The sequence below is a fragment of the Erythrobacter ani genome (assembly GCF_019204025.1).
In the GTDB taxonomy this organism is placed as follows: domain Bacteria; phylum Pseudomonadota; class Alphaproteobacteria; order Sphingomonadales; family Sphingomonadaceae; genus Erythrobacter; species Erythrobacter ani.
The window spans coordinates 1036967-1053730 of record NZ_JAGSPB010000001.1; the positions used below are offsets into that span (position 1 = coordinate 1036967).

At 62.2% G+C, this 16764-nt stretch carries 20 protein-coding genes; 12 read left to right on the top strand and 8 right to left on the bottom strand.

Features of this window, described 5'->3' with window-relative positions:
- Window positions 1–7: 7 nt before the first annotated feature.
- The 8 genes from KCG45_RS04910 (at window position 8) to KCG45_RS04945 (ending at window position 7474) form a co-directional block, all read left to right on the top strand.
- The gene (locus tag KCG45_RS04910; protein ID WP_255547954.1) at window positions 8–1402 is read left to right on the top strand and encodes a M48 family metalloprotease; all 1395 of its coding nucleotides are present in this window, start codon (window positions 8–10) and stop codon (window positions 1400–1402) included.
- 39 nt (window positions 1403–1441) lie between these two features.
- Window positions 1442–2155, top strand: coding sequence for a DsbA family protein (locus KCG45_RS04915; RefSeq protein WP_218315958.1), 714 nt, complete (start codon window positions 1442–1444; stop codon window positions 2153–2155).
- On the top strand, window positions 2155–3150 hold the full coding sequence (locus tag KCG45_RS04920) for a M48 family metalloprotease (RefSeq protein WP_218315959.1): 996 nt from the start codon (window positions 2155–2157) through the stop codon (window positions 3148–3150). The genes KCG45_RS04915 and KCG45_RS04920 overlap by 1 nt, the downstream gene beginning before the upstream one ends.
- A 92-nt stretch (window positions 3151–3242) precedes the next feature.
- The gene (locus KCG45_RS04925; protein WP_218315960.1) at window positions 3243–4496 is read left to right on the top strand and encodes a sensor histidine kinase; all 1254 of its coding nucleotides are present in this window, start codon (window positions 3243–3245) and stop codon (window positions 4494–4496) included.
- Complete coding sequence (locus KCG45_RS04930) at window positions 4493–5290, top strand: LytR/AlgR family response regulator transcription factor (RefSeq protein ID WP_218315961.1); 798 nt, start codon at window positions 4493–4495, stop codon at window positions 5288–5290. Before KCG45_RS04925 ends, KCG45_RS04930 begins: the two co-directional genes overlap by 4 nt.
- Before the next feature lie 114 nt (window positions 5291–5404).
- Entirely contained in the window at window positions 5405–6289 is an 885-nt protein-coding gene (gene nadC, locus KCG45_RS04935) for a carboxylating nicotinate-nucleotide diphosphorylase (RefSeq protein WP_218315962.1), read from the top strand.
- Window positions 6290–6343: 54 nt separating this feature from the next.
- Window positions 6344–6769 (top strand): hypothetical protein, encoded by a 426-nt coding sequence (locus KCG45_RS04940; protein ID WP_218315963.1) that lies wholly within the window; start codon window positions 6344–6346, stop codon window positions 6767–6769.
- Between the two features lie 6 nt (window positions 6770–6775).
- Window positions 6776–7474, top strand: a complete 699-nt coding sequence (locus KCG45_RS04945; protein WP_218315964.1) for a ribonuclease T2 family protein — start codon at window positions 6776–6778, stop codon at window positions 7472–7474.
- Window positions 7475–7502: 28 nt separating this feature from the next.
- Here KCG45_RS04945 and KCG45_RS04950 read toward each other — a convergent pair whose 3' ends face one another.
- Window positions 7503–7973, bottom strand: coding sequence for a nucleoside deaminase (locus tag KCG45_RS04950; protein WP_255547955.1), 471 nt, complete (start codon window positions 7971–7973; stop codon window positions 7503–7505).
- Window positions 7974–7982: 9 nt separating this feature from the next.
- Window positions 7983–8216 (bottom strand): hypothetical protein, encoded by a 234-nt coding sequence (locus tag KCG45_RS04955; RefSeq protein ID WP_218315965.1) that lies wholly within the window; start codon window positions 8214–8216, stop codon window positions 7983–7985.
- Window positions 8217–8454: 238 nt separating this feature from the next.
- Between KCG45_RS04955 and rpmB the strand changes: the two genes are divergently transcribed.
- Window positions 8455–8745 (top strand): 50S ribosomal protein L28, encoded by a 291-nt coding sequence (rpmB, locus tag KCG45_RS04960; RefSeq protein WP_218315966.1) that lies wholly within the window; start codon window positions 8455–8457, stop codon window positions 8743–8745.
- A 74-nt stretch (window positions 8746–8819) separates the two neighbouring features.
- On the opposite strand, the gene KCG45_RS04965 is transcribed toward rpmB, so the two are convergent.
- Genes KCG45_RS04965 through xseA form a run of 4 tightly spaced genes read right to left on the bottom strand, consistent with a single transcriptional unit; the run spans window position 8820 to window position 12365 of the window.
- Window positions 8820–9785 carry an esterase-like activity of phytase family protein gene (locus KCG45_RS04965; protein WP_218315967.1) on the bottom strand — a complete coding sequence of 322 codons (966 nt, stop codon included), beginning with the start codon at window positions 9783–9785 and terminating at the stop codon, window positions 8820–8822.
- 1 nt (window position 9786) lies between these two features.
- Window positions 9787–10653, bottom strand: a complete 867-nt coding sequence (locus KCG45_RS04970; protein ID WP_218315968.1) for a M23 family metallopeptidase — start codon at window positions 10651–10653, stop codon at window positions 9787–9789.
- Between the two features lie 5 nt (window positions 10654–10658).
- Window positions 10659–10862: a DUF2093 domain-containing protein gene (locus KCG45_RS04975; protein ID WP_218315969.1), complete on the bottom strand. Its 204-nt coding sequence runs from the start codon at window positions 10860–10862 to the stop codon at window positions 10659–10661.
- Between the two features lie 24 nt (window positions 10863–10886).
- Complete coding sequence (gene xseA, locus KCG45_RS04980) at window positions 10887–12365, bottom strand: exodeoxyribonuclease VII large subunit (RefSeq protein WP_218315970.1); 1479 nt, start codon at window positions 12363–12365, stop codon at window positions 10887–10889.
- Between xseA and purD the strand changes: the two genes are divergently transcribed.
- Window positions 12364–13635: a phosphoribosylamine--glycine ligase gene (gene purD / locus KCG45_RS04985; protein WP_218315971.1), complete on the top strand. Its 1272-nt coding sequence runs from the start codon at window positions 12364–12366 to the stop codon at window positions 13633–13635. The genes xseA and purD overlap by 2 nt on opposite strands.
- Here purD and KCG45_RS04990 read toward each other — a convergent pair.
- Complete coding sequence (locus tag KCG45_RS04990; RefSeq protein ID WP_218315972.1) at window positions 13632–14579, bottom strand: LysR substrate-binding domain-containing protein; 948 nt, start codon at window positions 14577–14579, stop codon at window positions 13632–13634. The two genes, purD and KCG45_RS04990, sit on opposite strands and share 4 nt — an antisense overlap.
- Window positions 14580–14680: 101 nt before the next feature.
- Here KCG45_RS04990 and KCG45_RS04995 point away from each other — a divergent pair, with 101 nt between their 5' ends.
- A complete protein-coding gene (locus tag KCG45_RS04995) occupies window positions 14681–15007 on the top strand; it encodes a UrcA family protein (protein WP_218315973.1) in 327 nt (108 codons plus the stop codon).
- A gap of 111 nt (window positions 15008–15118) precedes the next feature.
- Window positions 15119–15487 carry a hypothetical protein gene (locus KCG45_RS05000; RefSeq protein WP_218315974.1) on the top strand — a complete coding sequence of 123 codons (369 nt, stop codon included), beginning with the start codon at window positions 15119–15121 and terminating at the stop codon, window positions 15485–15487.
- Between the two features lie 234 nt (window positions 15488–15721).
- Here KCG45_RS05000 and KCG45_RS05005 read toward each other — a convergent pair whose 3' ends face one another.
- Complete coding sequence (locus KCG45_RS05005) at window positions 15722–16714, bottom strand: adenosine kinase (protein WP_218315975.1); 993 nt, start codon at window positions 16712–16714, stop codon at window positions 15722–15724.
- Between the last annotated feature and the right edge of the window lie 50 nt (window positions 16715–16764).

The following is a 16764-nucleotide window of genomic DNA, read 5'->3' on the forward strand; positions in this document are numbered from 1 at the left end:
TCCAGGGATGACTGCCCCGCTCTCTTCGCACACGCGGCACCATGCAGCCCGCATGGTTGCCTATGCGCTGGCGCTCCTCGCCGCCCTGATGATGGCGGCAGGCCCGGTCGCGGCACAATCGATTCTCCGCGATGCCGAGACCGAGGCGCTGCTCAACGACATGGCCGCGCCGCTGATCGAGGCATCGGAGCTGGAGCCGGGCAATGTGGACATCGTCCTCATCAACGATCCGTCGATCAACGCCTTCGTCGCGGGGGGGCAGGTCGTCTATGTTCATGCCGGACTGCTGAATGCCGCGGAAACCGCCAATGAAGTGCAGGGCGTCATCGCGCACGAGCTCGGCCACATCACTGCAGGGCATGTCGTTCGCTTCGGAGAGCGGACCAGTTCTGCGCAGGGTATCACTTTGCTTTCCCTGTTGCTCGGCGTCGGTGCAGCGCTTGCAGGGGCAGGCGATGCGGCAATCGGGGCAGTGCTCGCCGGTCAGCAGGCGGCGCTCGGCAGTTTTCTCGCCTTCAACCGCAATCAGGAAGCCGCAACCGACCTCGCTGGCGCGCGCTACCTTTCAGGTGCAGGCATTTCGGGACGCGGTTCGCTCACATTCTTCGAACGGCTGCGCAATCTGGAAATCCGCCGCGGCTTCAGCCAGGCCGACGAAGCCGCCTATGGCCGCACCCACCCGCTCGCGGGCGACCGGTTGCAGACCCTGCGCGATCTGTACGAAGCAGATCCCGCCTGGGACGCGCCGGACGACCCCGACCTGCAGGAACGGTTCCTCCGTGTGCGCTCCAAACTTTACGGCTATCTTGCAGAGCCGCACCGCACACTGAACCTTTATCCGGATACCGACACCAGCGTGCCCGCACGCTATGCCCGGGCCTATGCATTTCATAAGGATGCGCAGATGGACCGGGCCTTGGCGGAAACAGAGGCATTGCTCGCGATGGAGCCGGACAATCCCTACTTTCTTGAAGTGGAAGGTCAGATCCTGCTCGAATCGGGACGACCGGAAGACGCGCTTGTACCGCTGCGCAGGGCGACAGAGATCACGCTCAACCATCCGCTGATTGCAGGAATTTTCGGGCATGCCCTGATCGCGACCGAAGATCAGAAAAACTTCGCCGAGGCCGAGCGCGTGCTGCGCGCCGCCGTCGCGAGAGACCGGTTCAATCCCTTCGCCTGGTATCAACTCGGCGTCGTCTATGCCGCACGCGGCGACATACCGCGCGCGCGCCTCGCCAGCGCCGAACAGCAAGTGATGAGCCGCCGCTATCCCGAGGCTTTGCGCAACGCGCAGGCGGCGGAGGCAGGCCTGCCGGTGGGCTCTACCGACTGGATCCGCGCGCAGGACGTTGCTTTGCAGGCGCGGTCGGAACTGGAACGGATCCGCGACGCGCGCTAAAGCCTTCGGCGCACCTTCAACCAATCAGACCGGGCAATAATGGCTTCAAGCTTCACAAAATACCTGCTTTCGGCGCTGGTCGCGCTGGTTTTCGGCTTTGCCGGGGCCGCTGCCTGGTCCTATTCGGGCTTCGCGGATGACCGCACCCGTGCCTACATGATGGAGAACCCCGAGATACTCGAGGAACTCTTTGTCGCCCTTCAAGAAAAACAGGGGCGTGAACGGCTCGCCCAGCTCGGCGGAGAGGTATATGAACCGTTTCCCGGGGCGGTCATGGGTAACCCCAATGGCACAAAAGTGCTCGTTGAATTCACCGATTACAATTGCGGCTACTGCGAAGCGAGTGTTCCCGATGTAACGCGCCTGATCGCGGAAGACCCGGATTTGAAAGTCATTCTGCGCGAATTGCCGCAATTCCAGGGCAGTGAAGGTGCAGCGCGGATGGCGCTCGCCGCGGCATTGCAAGGCAAGTATCCGGAATTCCACGATGCGATGTTCAAGATGGGCCCAGCCAACTCGGAAACCGCCGAAATCGTGGCCCGCAATATCGGCATGGATCTCGAGCGCGCGCGCGTTGATGCGGCCTCGAACGCGGTCACGACCGAGCTGGCGCGCAACACCTCGATCGCTCAGTCGCTCGGGTTCGGCGGCACGCCCGGCTGGATCGCAGGGGATACGACGATCAACGGCTATGTCGGGTATGACCGGATGAAGGAAACCCTCGCCGAGGCAGGCCCACCCCTCGGCAGCTGATGCGCCTGGGCGCCTTCATTGCTCTGGTCGGGGCGCTCAGCGCTTCCGCTCTTTCTGCGCAGGCACCTGACGAGATCGAACTGGCGGAGGAAATCGCCGCGATCGAGCGCTTCCAGACCATAGACCAGAAACTGCAGGATATTGGCTGGCGACTGGTAACAGCCAACGCCGCCTATTGTGCCGATGCTGTTCCGGCGATCGGCCTGCAATTACAGGATGCGGCAGGCTATCGCTCGCCCGAAACCGCACGTGCGGCGCTGGGCATCGACGGCGATTTCGCGGTGCAGACCGCTGCACGAGGATCACCCGCGGCAATGACGGGAGCATTCAGACGCAACCGTGAAATCACGCGCATCGCCGGCAGCAATCCCAACGCATGGTCCGCAGAGGCGCGGCTCGATTGGCGCCGCCTTGTCCGCGCGCACGATTCAATCCGCCAGCATTTGGTGAGCAACCCAGACATCACCTTCGAATTTGCGGATGGGAGCGCAGTCGATATCCGTCCCGTCACAGCCTGCGCCTCCAGATTCGAGCTTACCGGTGACGGCGACACCGCGCTTGCCGATGGTGAGCGCGTCGTCATCGGGACCCGTTTCGGAGGACTTGCCTATCCCAAAGATCAGCTCGCTGGAGCCATCGCACACGAATTGGCGCATAACCTGCTCCAGCACAAAGCATGGCTGGACCGTCATGGGCGCAGCCGCCGCAATGTCCGGGCGACCGAGCGCGAAGCCGACCGGTTGATGCCCTGGTTGCTCGCCAATGCCGGTTACAACCCAGAAGCCGCCGTGCGATTTTTCGAGCGGTTCAGGCCGTCGAGCGGAGCGGTCCTGTTTCTGCGCGGCTCGCACGAAAAATGGAGCAAGCGCGCCGAGCATGTGCGCGGCGAATTTGCAGGGATTGCGGCTGTCAGGGACTCGGCAGGAAAATCGGACTGGTCACAGCATTTCGAGCGCGAGACCGCCAGCATCCGCGGCGTTAACAGCTCCGATTAACCGCAATCCTGCGCCAAAACGGTGCGCGCGCACGCCGATAGATGGCAAAATCCGCTGCGGCATTCACAAAAATCGGCTACAGACGATTTTCTATGGCAGTGCTTCCAATTCAGCCTGTACCGTTTTTCGCGAGCAAGAACCGCGCTTTCTGGAACCTTCAGCTGGCCGGATGGGGCGGCGCTTTCCTTCTGCGGGCGGTCTCCGCGCTGGCCAACGGTCAACCGCTCGATCTGCTCGCCATCATCGTTGTAACGACGATCACCGGGTTCTCGCTGACCCTCGTGCTGTCGGTTATCTATCGCCAGCTGATCGACCGCAGGCCGGTCGTCACCTGGGGCATGACCGCCATCGCGCTGGCGGGTGCGGTCGTCGTGTACGCCACGATCGACGCGTGGGTGCAGGGCATTTATTATGGCGGAGCGCGCGAGACCAATTTCGCTCAGCTTTTTCTTGGTCTGCTGTTCATCCCCTTGACCCTGCTGGGCGGATGGAGCGCGCTCTATTACGCGATCAACTTCTTCCTGACGGCGGAGCAACAGGCGGATCGCCTCGAACGGCTGGAGGCGCAGACGACCGCCGCACAATTGGCGATGCTGCGTTACCAGTTGAACCCGCATTTCCTGTTCAACACGCTCAATTCGATCAGCACGCTGGTGCTTCTCAAGCAGACGGAACCCGCTAACGCGATGCTAACGCGGCTGTCGGGATTCCTGCGCCATACCCTGATCGCGGAGCCGGGCAGCCAGGTGACCCTGGACCAGGAGATCGAGACGCTCGGCCTCTATCTCGATATCGAGCGTATGCGGTTCGAAGAGCGCCTGCGCACCCATTTCGAAATAGATGATGAGGCGCGCATCGCCTGCCTCCCTTCGATGTTGCTCCAACCCCTGGTCGAAAACGCGATCAAATATGCCGTCAGCCCTCAGGAAGAGGGCGCCCGCATCTCTGTCACGGCGCGCGTGGTCGGGGACCGGCTGCGCATGACTGTCGAGGACAGCGGGCCGGGTCTTGAAGGGCCGATCCAGCAGGGTCTGATCGAAAGCAACACGCAGACGAATTCGGGCGGCCCGGTATCGACCGGTGTGGGGCTGTCCAATATCCGCAACCGGCTGATGCAGGCATATGGCGAGACGCACCTGTTCGAAACCCGTTCCGAACCGGGCGGCGGCTTCACAGTGCTGATCGAAATCCCATATGAACCTGCAACCGCTTCCGAGCCCGAGCTCGAAAGCAAATCGGAGCCGAAACCGGCTCCGAACGACGCATCCGTCGGCTCAGACCCTGAACCTGTCGCCGATAATGTGATAAACCTTAACCCCCCACGAGCCATTGGATCTTCCAAATGACTATTCGCACAATCCTCGTCGATGACGAAAAACTCGCTATCCAGGGCCTCCAGGTCAGGCTCGAACAGTTCGAAGATGTCGAGGTGATCGACACGTGTTCGAACGGGCGAGAAGCGATCCGCAAGATCAAGACTGAGAAACCCGATCTGGTCTTCCTCGACATCCAGATGCCCGGTTTCGATGGTTTTTCCGTCGTGAAGGGCGTGATGGAGATCGAGCCACCGCTGTTCGTCTTCGTTACCGCGTTCGAAGAGCACGCCATCCGCGCCTTCGAGGCCAATGCCGTCAATTACCTGATGAAGCCGGTCGATGAAGACAAGCTCGCCGATACTGTCGAACGCGTGCGTCAGCGTATCGCGGAAAAGAAATCGGCCGAGGATGCCGAGCAATTGCTCGATGTACTGGCAGAAGTCGCGCCCGATCGCGCCGCAAATTTCAACGAGAGCGAAGATGCGGGCTCGGAACGCTTCGAGAAGCTGATCAATGTGAAAGACCGCGGGCAGATCTTCCGCGTCGAGGTCGAGACCATCGAACATATCGAAGCCGCCGGCGATTACATGTGCATCTACACCGGCGATAATTCGCTGATCCTGCGCGAAACGATGAAGGATCTCGAACGCCGGCTCGACCCGCGCAAGTTCCAGCGTGTCCACCGCTCGACCATCGTGAACCTCGACCAAGTCCGACAGGTGAAACCGCACACCAATGGCGAATGTTTCCTCGTGCTGGATTCGGGTGCCGAGGTGAAGGTGAGCCGGTCCTACCGCGATGTGGTTGCGCGCTTCGTGCATTGATTTCCGGAAGAGCGCATCCGCGCTCTCCTCCTCGCCAGACGCGCAGCAGAGCTGCGCCCGCTGCGGGCGGGCGGTCACCCTTGCGGACCCTGCCGGTCCGTTTATGGATAGCGCATGACCTTCATGCTTCCCGGCTTCGACCTCGACACATTCATCCGCGCCACGCTGGACGAGGACTTGGGCGTGGGGCTCGAAGGCGGCGGGAGTGATGTCACTTCGGAGAGCGTGATCCCTGCCGAAGCGCGCTTTGCCGGCGTCATGGACAGCCGCGATGCGGTGGTGGTCGCCGGACTTCCTCTGGCCGAGGCGTTTTTTCGGCACCTCGACCCGGACGTGCAGATCGAAGCCCTCGCGCAGGACGGCGACAAGGTGAGCGCAGGAACGGACCTGATGCGGCTTGAAGGCAATGCCCGCGCGCTGCTCACCGCTGAACGCAGTGCGCTCAACATCGTCCAGCATCTCTCGGGCATAGCCACCATGGCGCACGAATATGTGACCGCGATGCGTGGGTATGGACCAAAGGGGGGCGGCAATCCTTCGTGTACGCTTCTCGACACGCGCAAGACCCTTCCCGGCCTGCGCGTGCTGGAGAAATACGCAACCCGGATGGGAGGCGCTCAGAACCACCGCATGGGATTGTGGGACGCAGCAATGATCAAGGACAACCACGTCGCTGTCGCCGGCAGCGTCGGCGAAGCGGTGCGCCGCGCCCGCGATGCTGGCGTCAGACCGATCATCTGCGAAGTCGACCGCCTCGATCAGATCGAACCTGCCCTGGAAGCTGGTGCCCATCACCTGCTGCTCGACAATATGTCGCCCGAGACGCTCGCGCAGGCTGTCGAGATGGTCGCGGGGCGCGTACCGACCGAGGCAAGCGGCGGGATCAATCTCGATACGATCGCGGCGAAGGCGGCAAGCGGGGTCGACTATTGTTCGGTCGGACGGCTGACCCAAAGCGCGCCTGCGGCAGATATTGGCCTCGATTTCAAACCGCTTTAATTAGAGCTTCACCAAATATTGCGAAGTCTTTCCGCGAATTTTCAGGAGGGACGCATGAAAACCGCATCGATGAGCAAGTTTGATTACCTTTATCTTGGCGCTTTGATCGTACAGTTATTCGTCTTTATTGCCGGATGGGACTGGCTGGTAATGGACATCCACAATCAGGTCGCGCTTGGTGGTGGCGGGCCCGACGCACAGGTTTTTGTTGCCGGATTGTTGCCCACCATCGTGGCGATCACTTTTGCGATCAGCTTGGGCATCTGGATGCTGATCTCGGTCGCCCGGTGGGGTTTCGTTCGTTATATCCTGGCGCTTCTGGTCCTGCTCAGCGCGCTGTCGCTCGTTGCGGAGGTCATCGAGCCGACGATGAACGTCTATTTCTTTGCGGCATATGCTATCATTCTGGCGATGAATATCGCGGCGCTCTATTTCGTATTCCAGCCGGATGCGGGTGCCTGGATCCGAAGGGAAACCTGAATAGAGATGCGGGGACTCCCGATCGCATTGGTCGCACTCGCGCTGCCCGCAAACGCCTATGCTCAGGCCTATCAGTGTCGCACGCCCAGTGTATCGACCGTCCCCCAGATCACCGCGGAGGGGCCGCGCCGCGAAATTCCGGTGACGGGCTTTACGATGGCGCTCAGCTGGTCGCCGGAATTCTGCAAACCGCGCGTAGACAGCCGCGCGCACCGCGTGCAATGTTCCGGCGACAATGGTCGTTTCGGCTTCGTCGTACACGGGCTGTGGCCGGAAAGCGGCGGGTCATGGCCGCAATGGTGCCGGCCGCGAGGAAGGCTCACCCCAGCGGAGCTGCGCGCGAATTTGTGCATGATGCCCTCGGCACGGCTGGTGGCGCGGCAATGGGCGAAGCATGGCAGCTGCATGACCCGGCGTCCCGAAACCTATTTCAAGGTGACGCGGATTCTATGGGAGTCATTGCGCATCCCCGATTACGACCGGATCAGCCGGGAGGAGGGCCTGACCGCAGGCCGCATCCGCCAGGCTTTCGCCGACGCAAATCCCGGCTGGAGCGCCAGCCAGATCGGCGTGAAGCTGAATAAGCGCGGATGGCTTGAGGAACTGCGCCTATGCTACGGCGCGCGCTTCAGACCGGCCCGCTGCGACAGCGGAAGATACGGCGCGCGCGATGGCGCGACGGCGAAGATCTGGCGGGGGCTGTAAGGTAGCGAGAGCCGATTGGTAACTCCTCCTACCGCCGCTCCTTAAAAAACCCGCGCAGCAATTCAGCAGCTTCGGCCTCGCCCATACCCGAATAGACCTCGGGCCGGTGCAGGCATTGCTCTTGCTCGAATACCTTCGCGCCGTGTTCGACCGCGCCACCTTTCGGGTCGCTCGCTGCGTAGTAGAGGCGCGCGATGCGGGCGTGGCTGATCGCGCCCGCGCACATCGCGCATGGCTCCAGCGTGACGTACAGATCGCATCCGCTCAGCCTGTCACGACCGAGCGTTTCCGCGGCCATGCGCAAGGCGCGTATCTCGGCATGGCCGGTTGGATCGGGGGGCGTGCGTGTGGCATTCCCCGCGACGGCAATGACCTCGCCGTCCAAAACGACGACGGCGCCGACAGGCACTTCGCCCATCGCCGCCGCATCGTGCGCCGCGTCTAGGGCGCGCATCATGGCTGGCGGGACCGGCCAGCGTGTGCCCGGCCCCGTCACCATGCGTTTTGCTTACTCGTCGCCGGTGACCGGCTCGCCGTCTGCATCCGGTTGATCGACATCCACATCGACTTCCGGCATTTCAATATTGCTGTCGACATCGACATCGGCGGGCTCCACGTCAAACTCGGGCATGTTACCGCCCTCGACTTCAGGAAGCGAGCCTTCTTCGGTCTGATCGACGTCGCATGCGGCTAGGCCGAGTGATGCGGCTCCGAGGAGCGCTGCAGTGATAAACTTTTTCATTGTATTCCTCCAAAACACGGTCCGATGCATTTCTTGCCTGGCGAACACGCGCTATTCCAATGACTAACCGGAACAGATGGTTCCGAGAATTAATTCACGGGGTGCTGCCACAGCGCATTTCACCGAGTTTGCTTGACGCGAAACCCGCCCCCGGCTATGCGCGCCGCTTTCCGGGATAACCCGAGCCTGGGCCGCCGAATCGCTGGCAGCCCCCAATTTTGAACAGACGAGAGATATCATGTCGCGTATTTGCGAACTGACCGGCAAGGGTCGCCAGGTGGGCAACAATGTAAGCCACGCCAATAACAAGACGAAGCGCGTCTTTCTGCCGAATCTGCAGAATGTCACCCTGCTCAGCGAGAAGCTGGAGCGCGGTTTCAAATTCCGCGTGTCGACCCATGGCCTGCGCTCGGTCGAGCACAATGGCGGTCTCGACAACTGGCTGCTGAAAACCAAGGACGAAAAGCTTTCGTCGCGCGCGCTCAAGGTGAAGCGTGAGCTGAAGAAGGCCGCAGCGGACGCCGCATAAAGCGGCTCTTCTGCTCGAAAAAGTCTGAAGGCGCGCGGAGCAATCGCTCTGGCGCGCCTTTTTGCGTCTGCACGCTATCGCTCTGGAGCATCGAAGATCAGTTGCGCCAGCAAAGTGCGCTGGACCACCGAAAAATTGTCGTCGGAAATCAGCCACACGGCCACGCTGCCATCATCCCGCTCGCGCACGGCCATCCCTTCATAGTTCTCCTGCGGGATCAATCCGCCAAGATCGAGCGCAATTTGCGGGGCCCACGCCTTGCTCCCCGACGGGTCCGGCGGCGGCGCGATGGCGAGCTTGCTTTCGAATCGTGGCAATCCGCGCGACAAATTCACGCTCCTCAGCAGGAGCAATATGCGACCATCCGGCAATTGCGCCATATCAGTCGCTGCATATCCCGGCATCGGCGGACGGTATGTGACAATGCTGAATGGGTGATCCAGCACAGGGTCTCCCGCGAACATGAGCCCTGATCTGCCGCGCTCTGGCAGGAGCAGAAACCGCCCATCGCCGAGCCGGGTCATCGCTTCCGCGCCGCTGTTGCGGGACCAGTCGAGAGGCCCATCGTCGATAATACGCACACCGGTTGGTCTCCCCGCGTGGTCGAAGCGGTGCACCGAGTGCCTCTGCTCCATAGCCAGCCAGGTATCGCCGCTCTCCGCGTCAATGGTCGCAGCCTCGATATCGCGCCGGTCGTTCAGCCGGTCCGAGGCAATCGGCTGACTTGTCACCGAGAAAGGCGCTGTGGGCCGGTCGGGTTGGATAAAGGAGAATTGACCGCCGCGATCGGAAAAAGCGCGCAGCCGCCCGTCCTCCAGCGGGATCAGCGCGGAGAAACCTCCGAACAAGACACTGTCCGCGTCGTAATGCCACACGCCAGCAACGCGCCATGGCCCTTGCACTGCAGGTGCCTCCGCCTGAATGCGCGAAAGCCCGATCGTTGCGGGAGCCAGATCAAGGTCGGGTGAGCGCAGCCACGTGCCGGGGGCGCACAGCAACGCAAGCAAGATCGCCGCCATCACGCGGCGAAAGCCCGACATATCAGTTCATCGGGCCGGTGAAGAGCAGCGGGTCGAGCCGCGCGTCATTCCATTTGAGGCTCCAGTGGAGATGCGGCCCGGTCGCGCGTCCGGTCGCCCCGACATTGCCGATATGCTGGCCCTGGGTCACGCTCTCGCCCTCGGCCACCACGATTTTCGAGGCATGGAGAAACGCGCTGTTCAGACCTGCGCCGTGGTCGATAATGATGAGACCGCCTTCCAGGCTGAAGCCAGTCCGTGCGAGCACCACCACGCCGTCTGCGGGGGCGACAAAGGGCACGCCGTTGCCGGGCGCGATGTCGATACCGGAATGATAGCTGCCGGGCTCACCCTTGTAGATGCGCTGCCGGCCAAAGCGGCCCGAAATGCGGCCGGTGACCGGCCAGATGAAGTCCTGACGCCAGCCGGCCGCGCCTGTCCGTTTCGCGCGCGCGCCGACAATCGCATTCCATTCCGGTTCACGCTTCTTCCACCAGGCTTCGCTGGTGCCGCCGCCGCGTTTCGCGACATTGACCCGCTCGATCTGCCAATTGCGGGGCGTGACCGAGACCGTTTCGCCAATCGTGCTCCCCTTGGCTGTAATCGCGGCGAGAGCCAGTTCGTTCGCGCTGTCGCGGTCGAAGGCGGCAAAAAAGGAACCGTCTTCGGCCACGTCGATCTTTTCGCCCGCAAGCGTCACTTCGATCGCGCCATCGGGCGCAATCCCGCGGATCCAGCCGCCCTGCGTCAATTCACCGGAATATCTGAAGTTGGACGCGGCGACCGATCCTGTTTCGGGCACCGCCGCAGCATCCGGATTGGCGTGGGCAACGCTCATCAATCCGGCAAGGGCCAGTGCTGCCGCCCAAGATGTCCAACGCGCCCGCATATCGCCTAGCCTTCGCCCAGCAGGCGCCGCGTCGCGATCTCGGGGGTGGCATAGGCCTCCTGATGCTCGGCGCTCCAATACCGCAGGTCTTCGAGCGGGATGACTTCCCCGCTGACCGCGCAGAACACATGCTGGCCGGGGCGCAGCACACGAAAGCTGCCGGAGGCGTAATAGAGCTTTGCGGCTTTGTCGCCGGAGGACATCAACATGGGCGTCTCACTAACATCGGGGTTTCAGTCAAACAAATCGTCTTGGCGCGCAGGCGTTCCGGCTGTTGGCGCAGATCGGGCGCGCGGCTTCTGCTGCTTTTTCGGCGCGGGATCTCCGCCAGCAGGAATCACATCTAGAACATCGTCCTTGAATTGCAGCTTAAGCGCACTCTCGCGCTCTGCCTGGGCCTTGCTCGTCAGCGCCTTGCCCGCCGCATCGGTGACGATGGCATAGCCGCGCTCGAGCGGCTTCCTGGGATGCAATTGCTCCGCGAGACGGGCGAGCGCGGCGAGCTTTTCGCGCTTGGTTGCCAGCGGGCGCTCGACCAAGGCCGGGACGAGCCGGGTTTGTTCGAGCCGCCGCTGCGCCTCGGAATGCGCGCGGGTGAGCGCATTTGGCGAAAGGCGGGACGCTGTACCGGCAAGCCGTTCTCGGCCTTGCGCGGCGCGGTCCATGAGCCCGCGGCGCAGGCGATCGGAAAGCTCATCAAGGCGCTGGGCCTGCGGTTGCAGCAGGTTTTCGGCGCGCGGCAGGTGGCGTACGCGCGCCTCGAGCCGCTCCCGGCCCAATTCTACCGGGCGATACACTGCGCGCCGCTGACGGCCCGCGAAATCGGCCAGGGTGGCGTCCAGATCGATCCGCACCGGCACCGCCATTTCGGCTGCCGCGGTGGGGGTTGGGGCACGCCGGTCCGCAGCGTAATCGGCCAGCGTCGTGTCGGTCTCGTGCCCCACTGCCGAAATAACCGGTATGGTGCATTCGGCGATTGCGCGAACCACCACCTCTTCGTTGAAGCTCCACAAATCCTCGATCGATCCGCCGCCGCGCGCGACGATCACGACATCCGGCCGCGCTACCGGACCGCCCGGAGAAAGCTCTGAAAACCCTCGGATCGCGCCAGCCACCTGCTCCGCCGTGCCCTGTCCCTGGACCAGCACCGGCCACACGACGACATGGCTTGGAAACCGGTCGGCCAGCCGGTGGAGGATATCGCGAATAACCGATCCGGTTGGTGACGTCACGACACCGATCGTGCGCGGCAGAAACGGCAAGGCACGCTTGCGCTCGCGCGCAAACAGCCCCTCCGCCTCCAGCCGGGCGCGCGTTTTCTCCAGCAAGGCCAGTAGGGCACCCTCGCCCGCCAATTCCAGGCTTTCGATCACGACCTGGTATTTCGAACGCCCGGCATAGGTCGTCAGCTTGCCCGTCGCGATCACTTCCAGCCCGTCTTCGGGCGTGAAGGCGAGGCGGTTGGTGCTGCCGCGCCACATGACCCCGTCAAGCACGGCATTCTCGTCCTTGAGCGCGCAATACAGATGGCCCGACGCGGCGCGCTTCACCCCCGACAGCTCGCCGCGGAGGCGGACATGGCCAAACCGCTCCTCGACCATCCGCTTCAGCGAGGAGGAAATCTCGGTGATCGACAATGGCTGGGCGTTGTCGCCTTGAGCCACGCGCGCTACCAGCCCGTCATTGTTGGAATTGGAGGGGGCGCGAGCCATGAATATCCTTCTGCTGGGGTCGGGTGGACGCGAACATGCTTTAGCATGGAAACTGGCGCAATCCCCAAGCTGCAAACGCCTGATCGCTGCCCCCGGAAATCCGGGCATCACCCAATGTGCGGAAACCGCGGGCCTCGACACCACCGATCACGATGCCTGCATCCGCTTTTGCCGGGCGCAGACGATCGATCTTGTCGTGATCGGGCCCGAAGCGCCGCTGGTGGACGGCCTGGGCGACAGTCTGCGCGGAGCGGGAATAGGGGTCTTCGGACCGTCGAAAGCCGCCGCGCAGCTCGAAGGCAGCAAGGGCTTTACCAAGGATTTGTGCGCGCGGGCCGGCATCCCGACCGGGGCCTATGTTCGAACCCGCTCGCTGGATGAGGCGCGCGCTACACTGACCCGCTTTGATGCGCCCTATGTGCTCAAGGCGGATGGCCTCGCCGCGGGCAAGGGCGTGGTGATCGCCGACACGATTGAAAGCGCAGAGATCGCTCTCGCCGACATGTTCTCCGGACAGTTCGGCGATGCCGGGGCCGAGGTAGTGATCGAGCAATTTCTCGAAGGGGAGGAGGCAAGCTTTTTCGCGCTGACCGACGGCGAGGCTATCCTGCCGTTCGGCACGGCGCAGGACCACAAGCGGGTCGGCGAAGGCGATGTGGGTCCGAACACCGGAGGGATGGGCGCGTATTCTCCTGCGCCGGTGCTCACGCCCGAGCTGCAGCAACGCGCGATGGATGAGATCATCCGCCCAACGGTCGAGACAATGCGGGCCGAGGGCATGCCCTATTCCGGCGTCCTTTATGCGGGCCTGATGCTGACGCAAGACGGCCCGCAGCTGATCGAATACAATTGCCGCTTCGGAGATCCCGAATGCCAGGTGCTGATGCTGCGGCTGGAAAGCGACCTCGCCGAATTGATGATGGCCTGCGCAAAGGGGCAGTTGGCGGGCCAGTCAGCTGAATTTTCCGATGAGACCGCGCTCACCGTAGTGATGGCGGCAGAAGGCTATCCGGGCACGCCCAGCAAAGGCGGAGTGATCGACCTTGGCGATGCGGAAAAACGCGGCGCGAAGGTTTTTCATGCGGGCACTGCACATCAAGGCAGCGATCTTGTTGCTTGTGGCGGTCGTGTTCTGAGCGTGACCGCCACAGGAGCGAACGTCACCGCAGCGCAGCGCGCCGCCTATGAGGCCGTCGATGCGGTGAGCTTCGAAAGCGGGTTCTGCCGCCGCGACATAGGCTGGCGCGAAGTGGGACGGGAAAGCCGCTAGGCTGGCGCTGACGGTGGATGCTGGCGTAACAAGCCGTCGGGATCCGCGCCAAGATGCTGTTTTATCTCAGCAATCAGCCACTGACGGAAAGCCCGGACCTTTGGCGAGTGCTGCCGCACCCCGGGATAGACCAAGCGAAAGACGCCCCCCGGCCTGGCAATCGCCGTGCCGATTCGCTGGAGTCTGCCTGCCGCGGCTTCCGAGGCAAAGAGCGCAGGGGCCAGGATGGCAATGCCATTGCCGCTCATCGCAGCCGCCGCATCAAGTATCTGTGAATCGAATTCCAGTCCGCGCGTCTGAATGGCGCCGCCAGCACCCCTCACTGTACAATGCGCTTCATCCCACAGCTGCCACCATGCAGTGCCCGTGGATATGCGGTGCTCATCCGGTATAGCAGCATTCGCTCTCTGCAATTCGGGGTGACGCGCGACGAATTGCGGACTGGCAAATGGCGCAATTCCAAGATCCATGAGGAAATGCGATTCAAGTTCGGGCGTCGCTTCGCGCGACAGCCTGATGGCCAGATCCGCTTCGCCCGCATCGAGGTCGACATAGCGATTGCTGACTCCGATCCGCACGGCGATCCCCGGATTGGCGAGTTGAAAGGCACCCAGCCTGGGGGCGAGGAAGTTTGTCGCGAAGGTCTGGAAACAGGCGATCGAAAGCACAGAATCTTCATTTTCGCCAAGCAAGGCGAAGGCGCTTTCCATCGCGGCGAATGCCTGGGCAATCCGCGGAGCCAGGGCCTCACCAGCGAGTGTAAGCTCCATCGAGCGACCTTGCCGCACGAACAAAAGCGTTCCGACGCGCTGTTCGAGATTCTTGATCTGATAGCTGACGCCTGCCTGAGTGAGGCCAAGCTCCTCTCCGGCGCGCGTGTAATTCTTGTGCCGAGCCGCCGCCTCGAAGGCGCGAATGGCGGTAAGGGGAGGCAGCGTTCGCATATCCAGACTATAAGCTGAACTTATATATCAAACCAGCTTTTAATTGGCCTTTCCGAAGTGCCCGCGCCAATTTGTGCGGGTCACTAACAAGGGAGACCGACATGAAGACCGTAGCACTGGCCATCGCACTCACTCTGGGCGCTGTAGGATATCCCGCAGCAGCCGATCCAGGCTTGAACACCGTTGCGATCGATTACCAGGACCTCAATCTGACCGAGAATGCAGGACGAGCGACGCTCGATGAGCGGATCAAGAAAGCCGTCAGGCAGGTGTGCAGCACCGGCTGGACACGCTCGATACGCGCAGGGACCGTGGCGCGTAAATGCATCAGGGAAACCATGAAAGCCGTTGCGCCCGTACGCGACGAAGTCATTGCCCAAGCTAGGGCAGAAGCCGTCAGCGCAGGACTTGCACATAAGTCAAGCTGATGCGTGAGCCCCGCCCGCATCCACCCTCCGGGCGGGGCCTCCATTCCTACCAGATGATCGAATTTGACTTCGATCAATGAATGAGTGCGCTAACCGTGCTTTCGTGCGTCCATGACCAAAGCCCCCATCTATCCGCTCGCCGTGCCGCTGACACTTCTCGCGGTGCTTCTTTCTGCCTGCCAGACGGCGGCCCCTGCCGGCGTCGCTTCGACCGATCCCGGTCCGCCTGCCTTTGTCGAGGCGGCCTGCGGTGGTTGCCACGCCGTCGAGCCCCCGTTTTTGTCGCCCAATCCCGCTTCTCCCACTTTCGAAGCGATCGCCAACAATCCGGGTGTCACCGACGAAACGCTCGCAAGCTGGCTCGCCAATGCGCACAATTACCCGGAGGTGATGGATTTCGACCTCGAGCCTGAACAGATCGAGCAAGTCGCGGAGTATCTGGTGACGCTGCGCCGGGATGATTACGTGCCCGCGCAGTGAATTCAGCCCCAGAGATTTTCCTACAGGAGCCGTTCGCGGTACAGGGCGCGCGGCTCTTTCAAATCGTCGGCAATCCCTCAGGCAGCGCCTTCGTGTAGGACATATGTCATCCCTATCCAACATCGCCATGCTGCTGAAATTCCAAGGAAAGCTTGTAAGAACATGGGTGACACATCGCCCGATGTGTCATGCGTATCCTACAGCTTTCTGCGCTACGACTGAGTTTCTCGGACGCTAGAGCTTATCAGCCATCAGTGCTTTCATATCGACTTCGGGCCGCGGGCCGTAATGCGAGATGACTTCGGCAGCGGCAATCGCGCCGCGTTTCAGGCAGCGCTCCAAAGGTTCGCCCTTGGCGAAACCGGAGAGGAAGCCAGCCGCGAACTGGTCGCCTGCACCCGTCGTGTCGATGACCTTGTCGATCGGTTCGGCCAGAACTTCGGCGCGCTCGCCATTGGCGATGGCGACGGCGCCTTTTTCGCTGCGGGTCGCAACCAGGACAGGCACTTTGCCCGCGACAGCAGCAAGGCCAGCTTCGAAATCGTCCTCACCCGTCAAGGTCGCAAGTTCGCTTTCGTTGACGAACAGGATATCGATGACACCGTCTTCGATCATTGAACGGAAATCGTCGCCGTGGCGGTCGATGACGAAGCTTTCGCTCGCGGTAAAGGCGATCTTGCGGCCCGCTTTGCGCGCGACCTCGATCGCGCGGCGCATGGCGCGGCGCGGCTCTTCCGGATCCCACAGATACCCTTCGAGATAGAGGATTCCGCCGCTTGCGATCAGCTCCTCATCGAGCGCGGCAGCAGGCAGGAACTGGCCGGCACCGAGAAACGTATTCATCGTCCGCTCGCCATCGGGCGTTACGAAGATCAGCACGCGGCCGGTGGCCGGTTCGCTCTCGCGAGCAGGGGTATCGAAATCGATGCCCGTCGCGCGCATATCGTGCCGGAACACCTTGCCAAGCTGGTCGTCGGCAACCTGCCCGATGAACGCGCATTGCAGGCCAAGGGTCGAAAGGCCTGCGAGCGTGTTGGCAGCCGAACCGCCCGACAATTCGCGCGCCGGTGGCATCGCGGAATAGAGTTCATCGGCGCGCGCTTCATCCACCAGCGTCATCCCGCCGCGATTGAGATCAAGCTCCTCGATCAGCTCCTCTTCGCAAGAGGCAATCACGTCGACCACGGCATTGCCAATGGCGATCACGTCATAACGCGGTTCAGTCACTCTAATTCATCCTGTCTTGAAATATATCCGTTCGCCGCATCGCCTAGCGC

What these genes read in the sequence shown, in the direction of transcription:
- KCG45_RS04910 (WP_255547954.1), top strand. Translation starts at nt 8, where the DNA reads ATGACTGCCCCGCTCTCTTCGCACACGCGGCACCATGCAGCCCGCATG.
- KCG45_RS04915 (WP_218315958.1), top strand. Translation starts at nt 1,442, where the DNA reads ATGGCTTCAAGCTTCACAAAATACCTGCTTTCGGCGCTGGTCGCGCTG.
- KCG45_RS04920 (WP_218315959.1), top strand. Translation starts at nt 2,155, where the DNA reads ATGCGCCTGGGCGCCTTCATTGCTCTGGTCGGGGCGCTCAGCGCTTCC.
- KCG45_RS04925 (WP_218315960.1), top strand. Translation starts at nt 3,243, where the DNA reads ATGGCAGTGCTTCCAATTCAGCCTGTACCGTTTTTCGCGAGCAAGAAC.
- KCG45_RS04930 (WP_218315961.1), top strand. Translation starts at nt 4,493, where the DNA reads ATGACTATTCGCACAATCCTCGTCGATGACGAAAAACTCGCTATCCAG.
- nadC (WP_218315962.1), top strand. Translation starts at nt 5,405, where the DNA reads ATGACCTTCATGCTTCCCGGCTTCGACCTCGACACATTCATCCGCGCC.
- KCG45_RS04940 (WP_218315963.1), top strand. Translation starts at nt 6,344, where the DNA reads ATGAAAACCGCATCGATGAGCAAGTTTGATTACCTTTATCTTGGCGCT.
- KCG45_RS04945 (WP_218315964.1), top strand. Translation starts at nt 6,776, where the DNA reads ATGCGGGGACTCCCGATCGCATTGGTCGCACTCGCGCTGCCCGCAAAC.
- KCG45_RS04950 (WP_255547955.1), bottom strand. Translation starts at nt 7,973, where the DNA reads ATGGTGACGGGGCCGGGCACACGCTGGCCGGTCCCGCCAGCCATGATG.
- KCG45_RS04955 (WP_218315965.1), bottom strand. Translation starts at nt 8,216, where the DNA reads ATGAAAAAGTTTATCACTGCAGCGCTCCTCGGAGCCGCATCACTCGGC.
- rpmB (WP_218315966.1), top strand. Translation starts at nt 8,455, where the DNA reads ATGTCGCGTATTTGCGAACTGACCGGCAAGGGTCGCCAGGTGGGCAAC.
- KCG45_RS04965 (WP_218315967.1), bottom strand. Translation starts at nt 9,785, where the DNA reads ATGTCGGGCTTTCGCCGCGTGATGGCGGCGATCTTGCTTGCGTTGCTG.
- KCG45_RS04970 (WP_218315968.1), bottom strand. Translation starts at nt 10,653, where the DNA reads ATGCGGGCGCGTTGGACATCTTGGGCGGCAGCACTGGCCCTTGCCGGA.
- KCG45_RS04975 (WP_218315969.1), bottom strand. Translation starts at nt 10,862, where the DNA reads ATGTTGATGTCCTCCGGCGACAAAGCCGCAAAGCTCTATTACGCCTCC.
- purD (WP_218315971.1), top strand. Translation starts at nt 12,364, where the DNA reads ATGAATATCCTTCTGCTGGGGTCGGGTGGACGCGAACATGCTTTAGCA.
- xseA (WP_218315970.1), bottom strand. Translation starts at nt 12,365, where the DNA reads ATGGCTCGCGCCCCCTCCAATTCCAACAATGACGGGCTGGTAGCGCGC.
- KCG45_RS04990 (WP_218315972.1), bottom strand. Translation starts at nt 14,579, where the DNA reads ATGCGAACGCTGCCTCCCCTTACCGCCATTCGCGCCTTCGAGGCGGCG.
- KCG45_RS04995 (WP_218315973.1), top strand. Translation starts at nt 14,681, where the DNA reads ATGAAGACCGTAGCACTGGCCATCGCACTCACTCTGGGCGCTGTAGGA.
- KCG45_RS05000 (WP_218315974.1), top strand. Translation starts at nt 15,119, where the DNA reads ATGACCAAAGCCCCCATCTATCCGCTCGCCGTGCCGCTGACACTTCTC.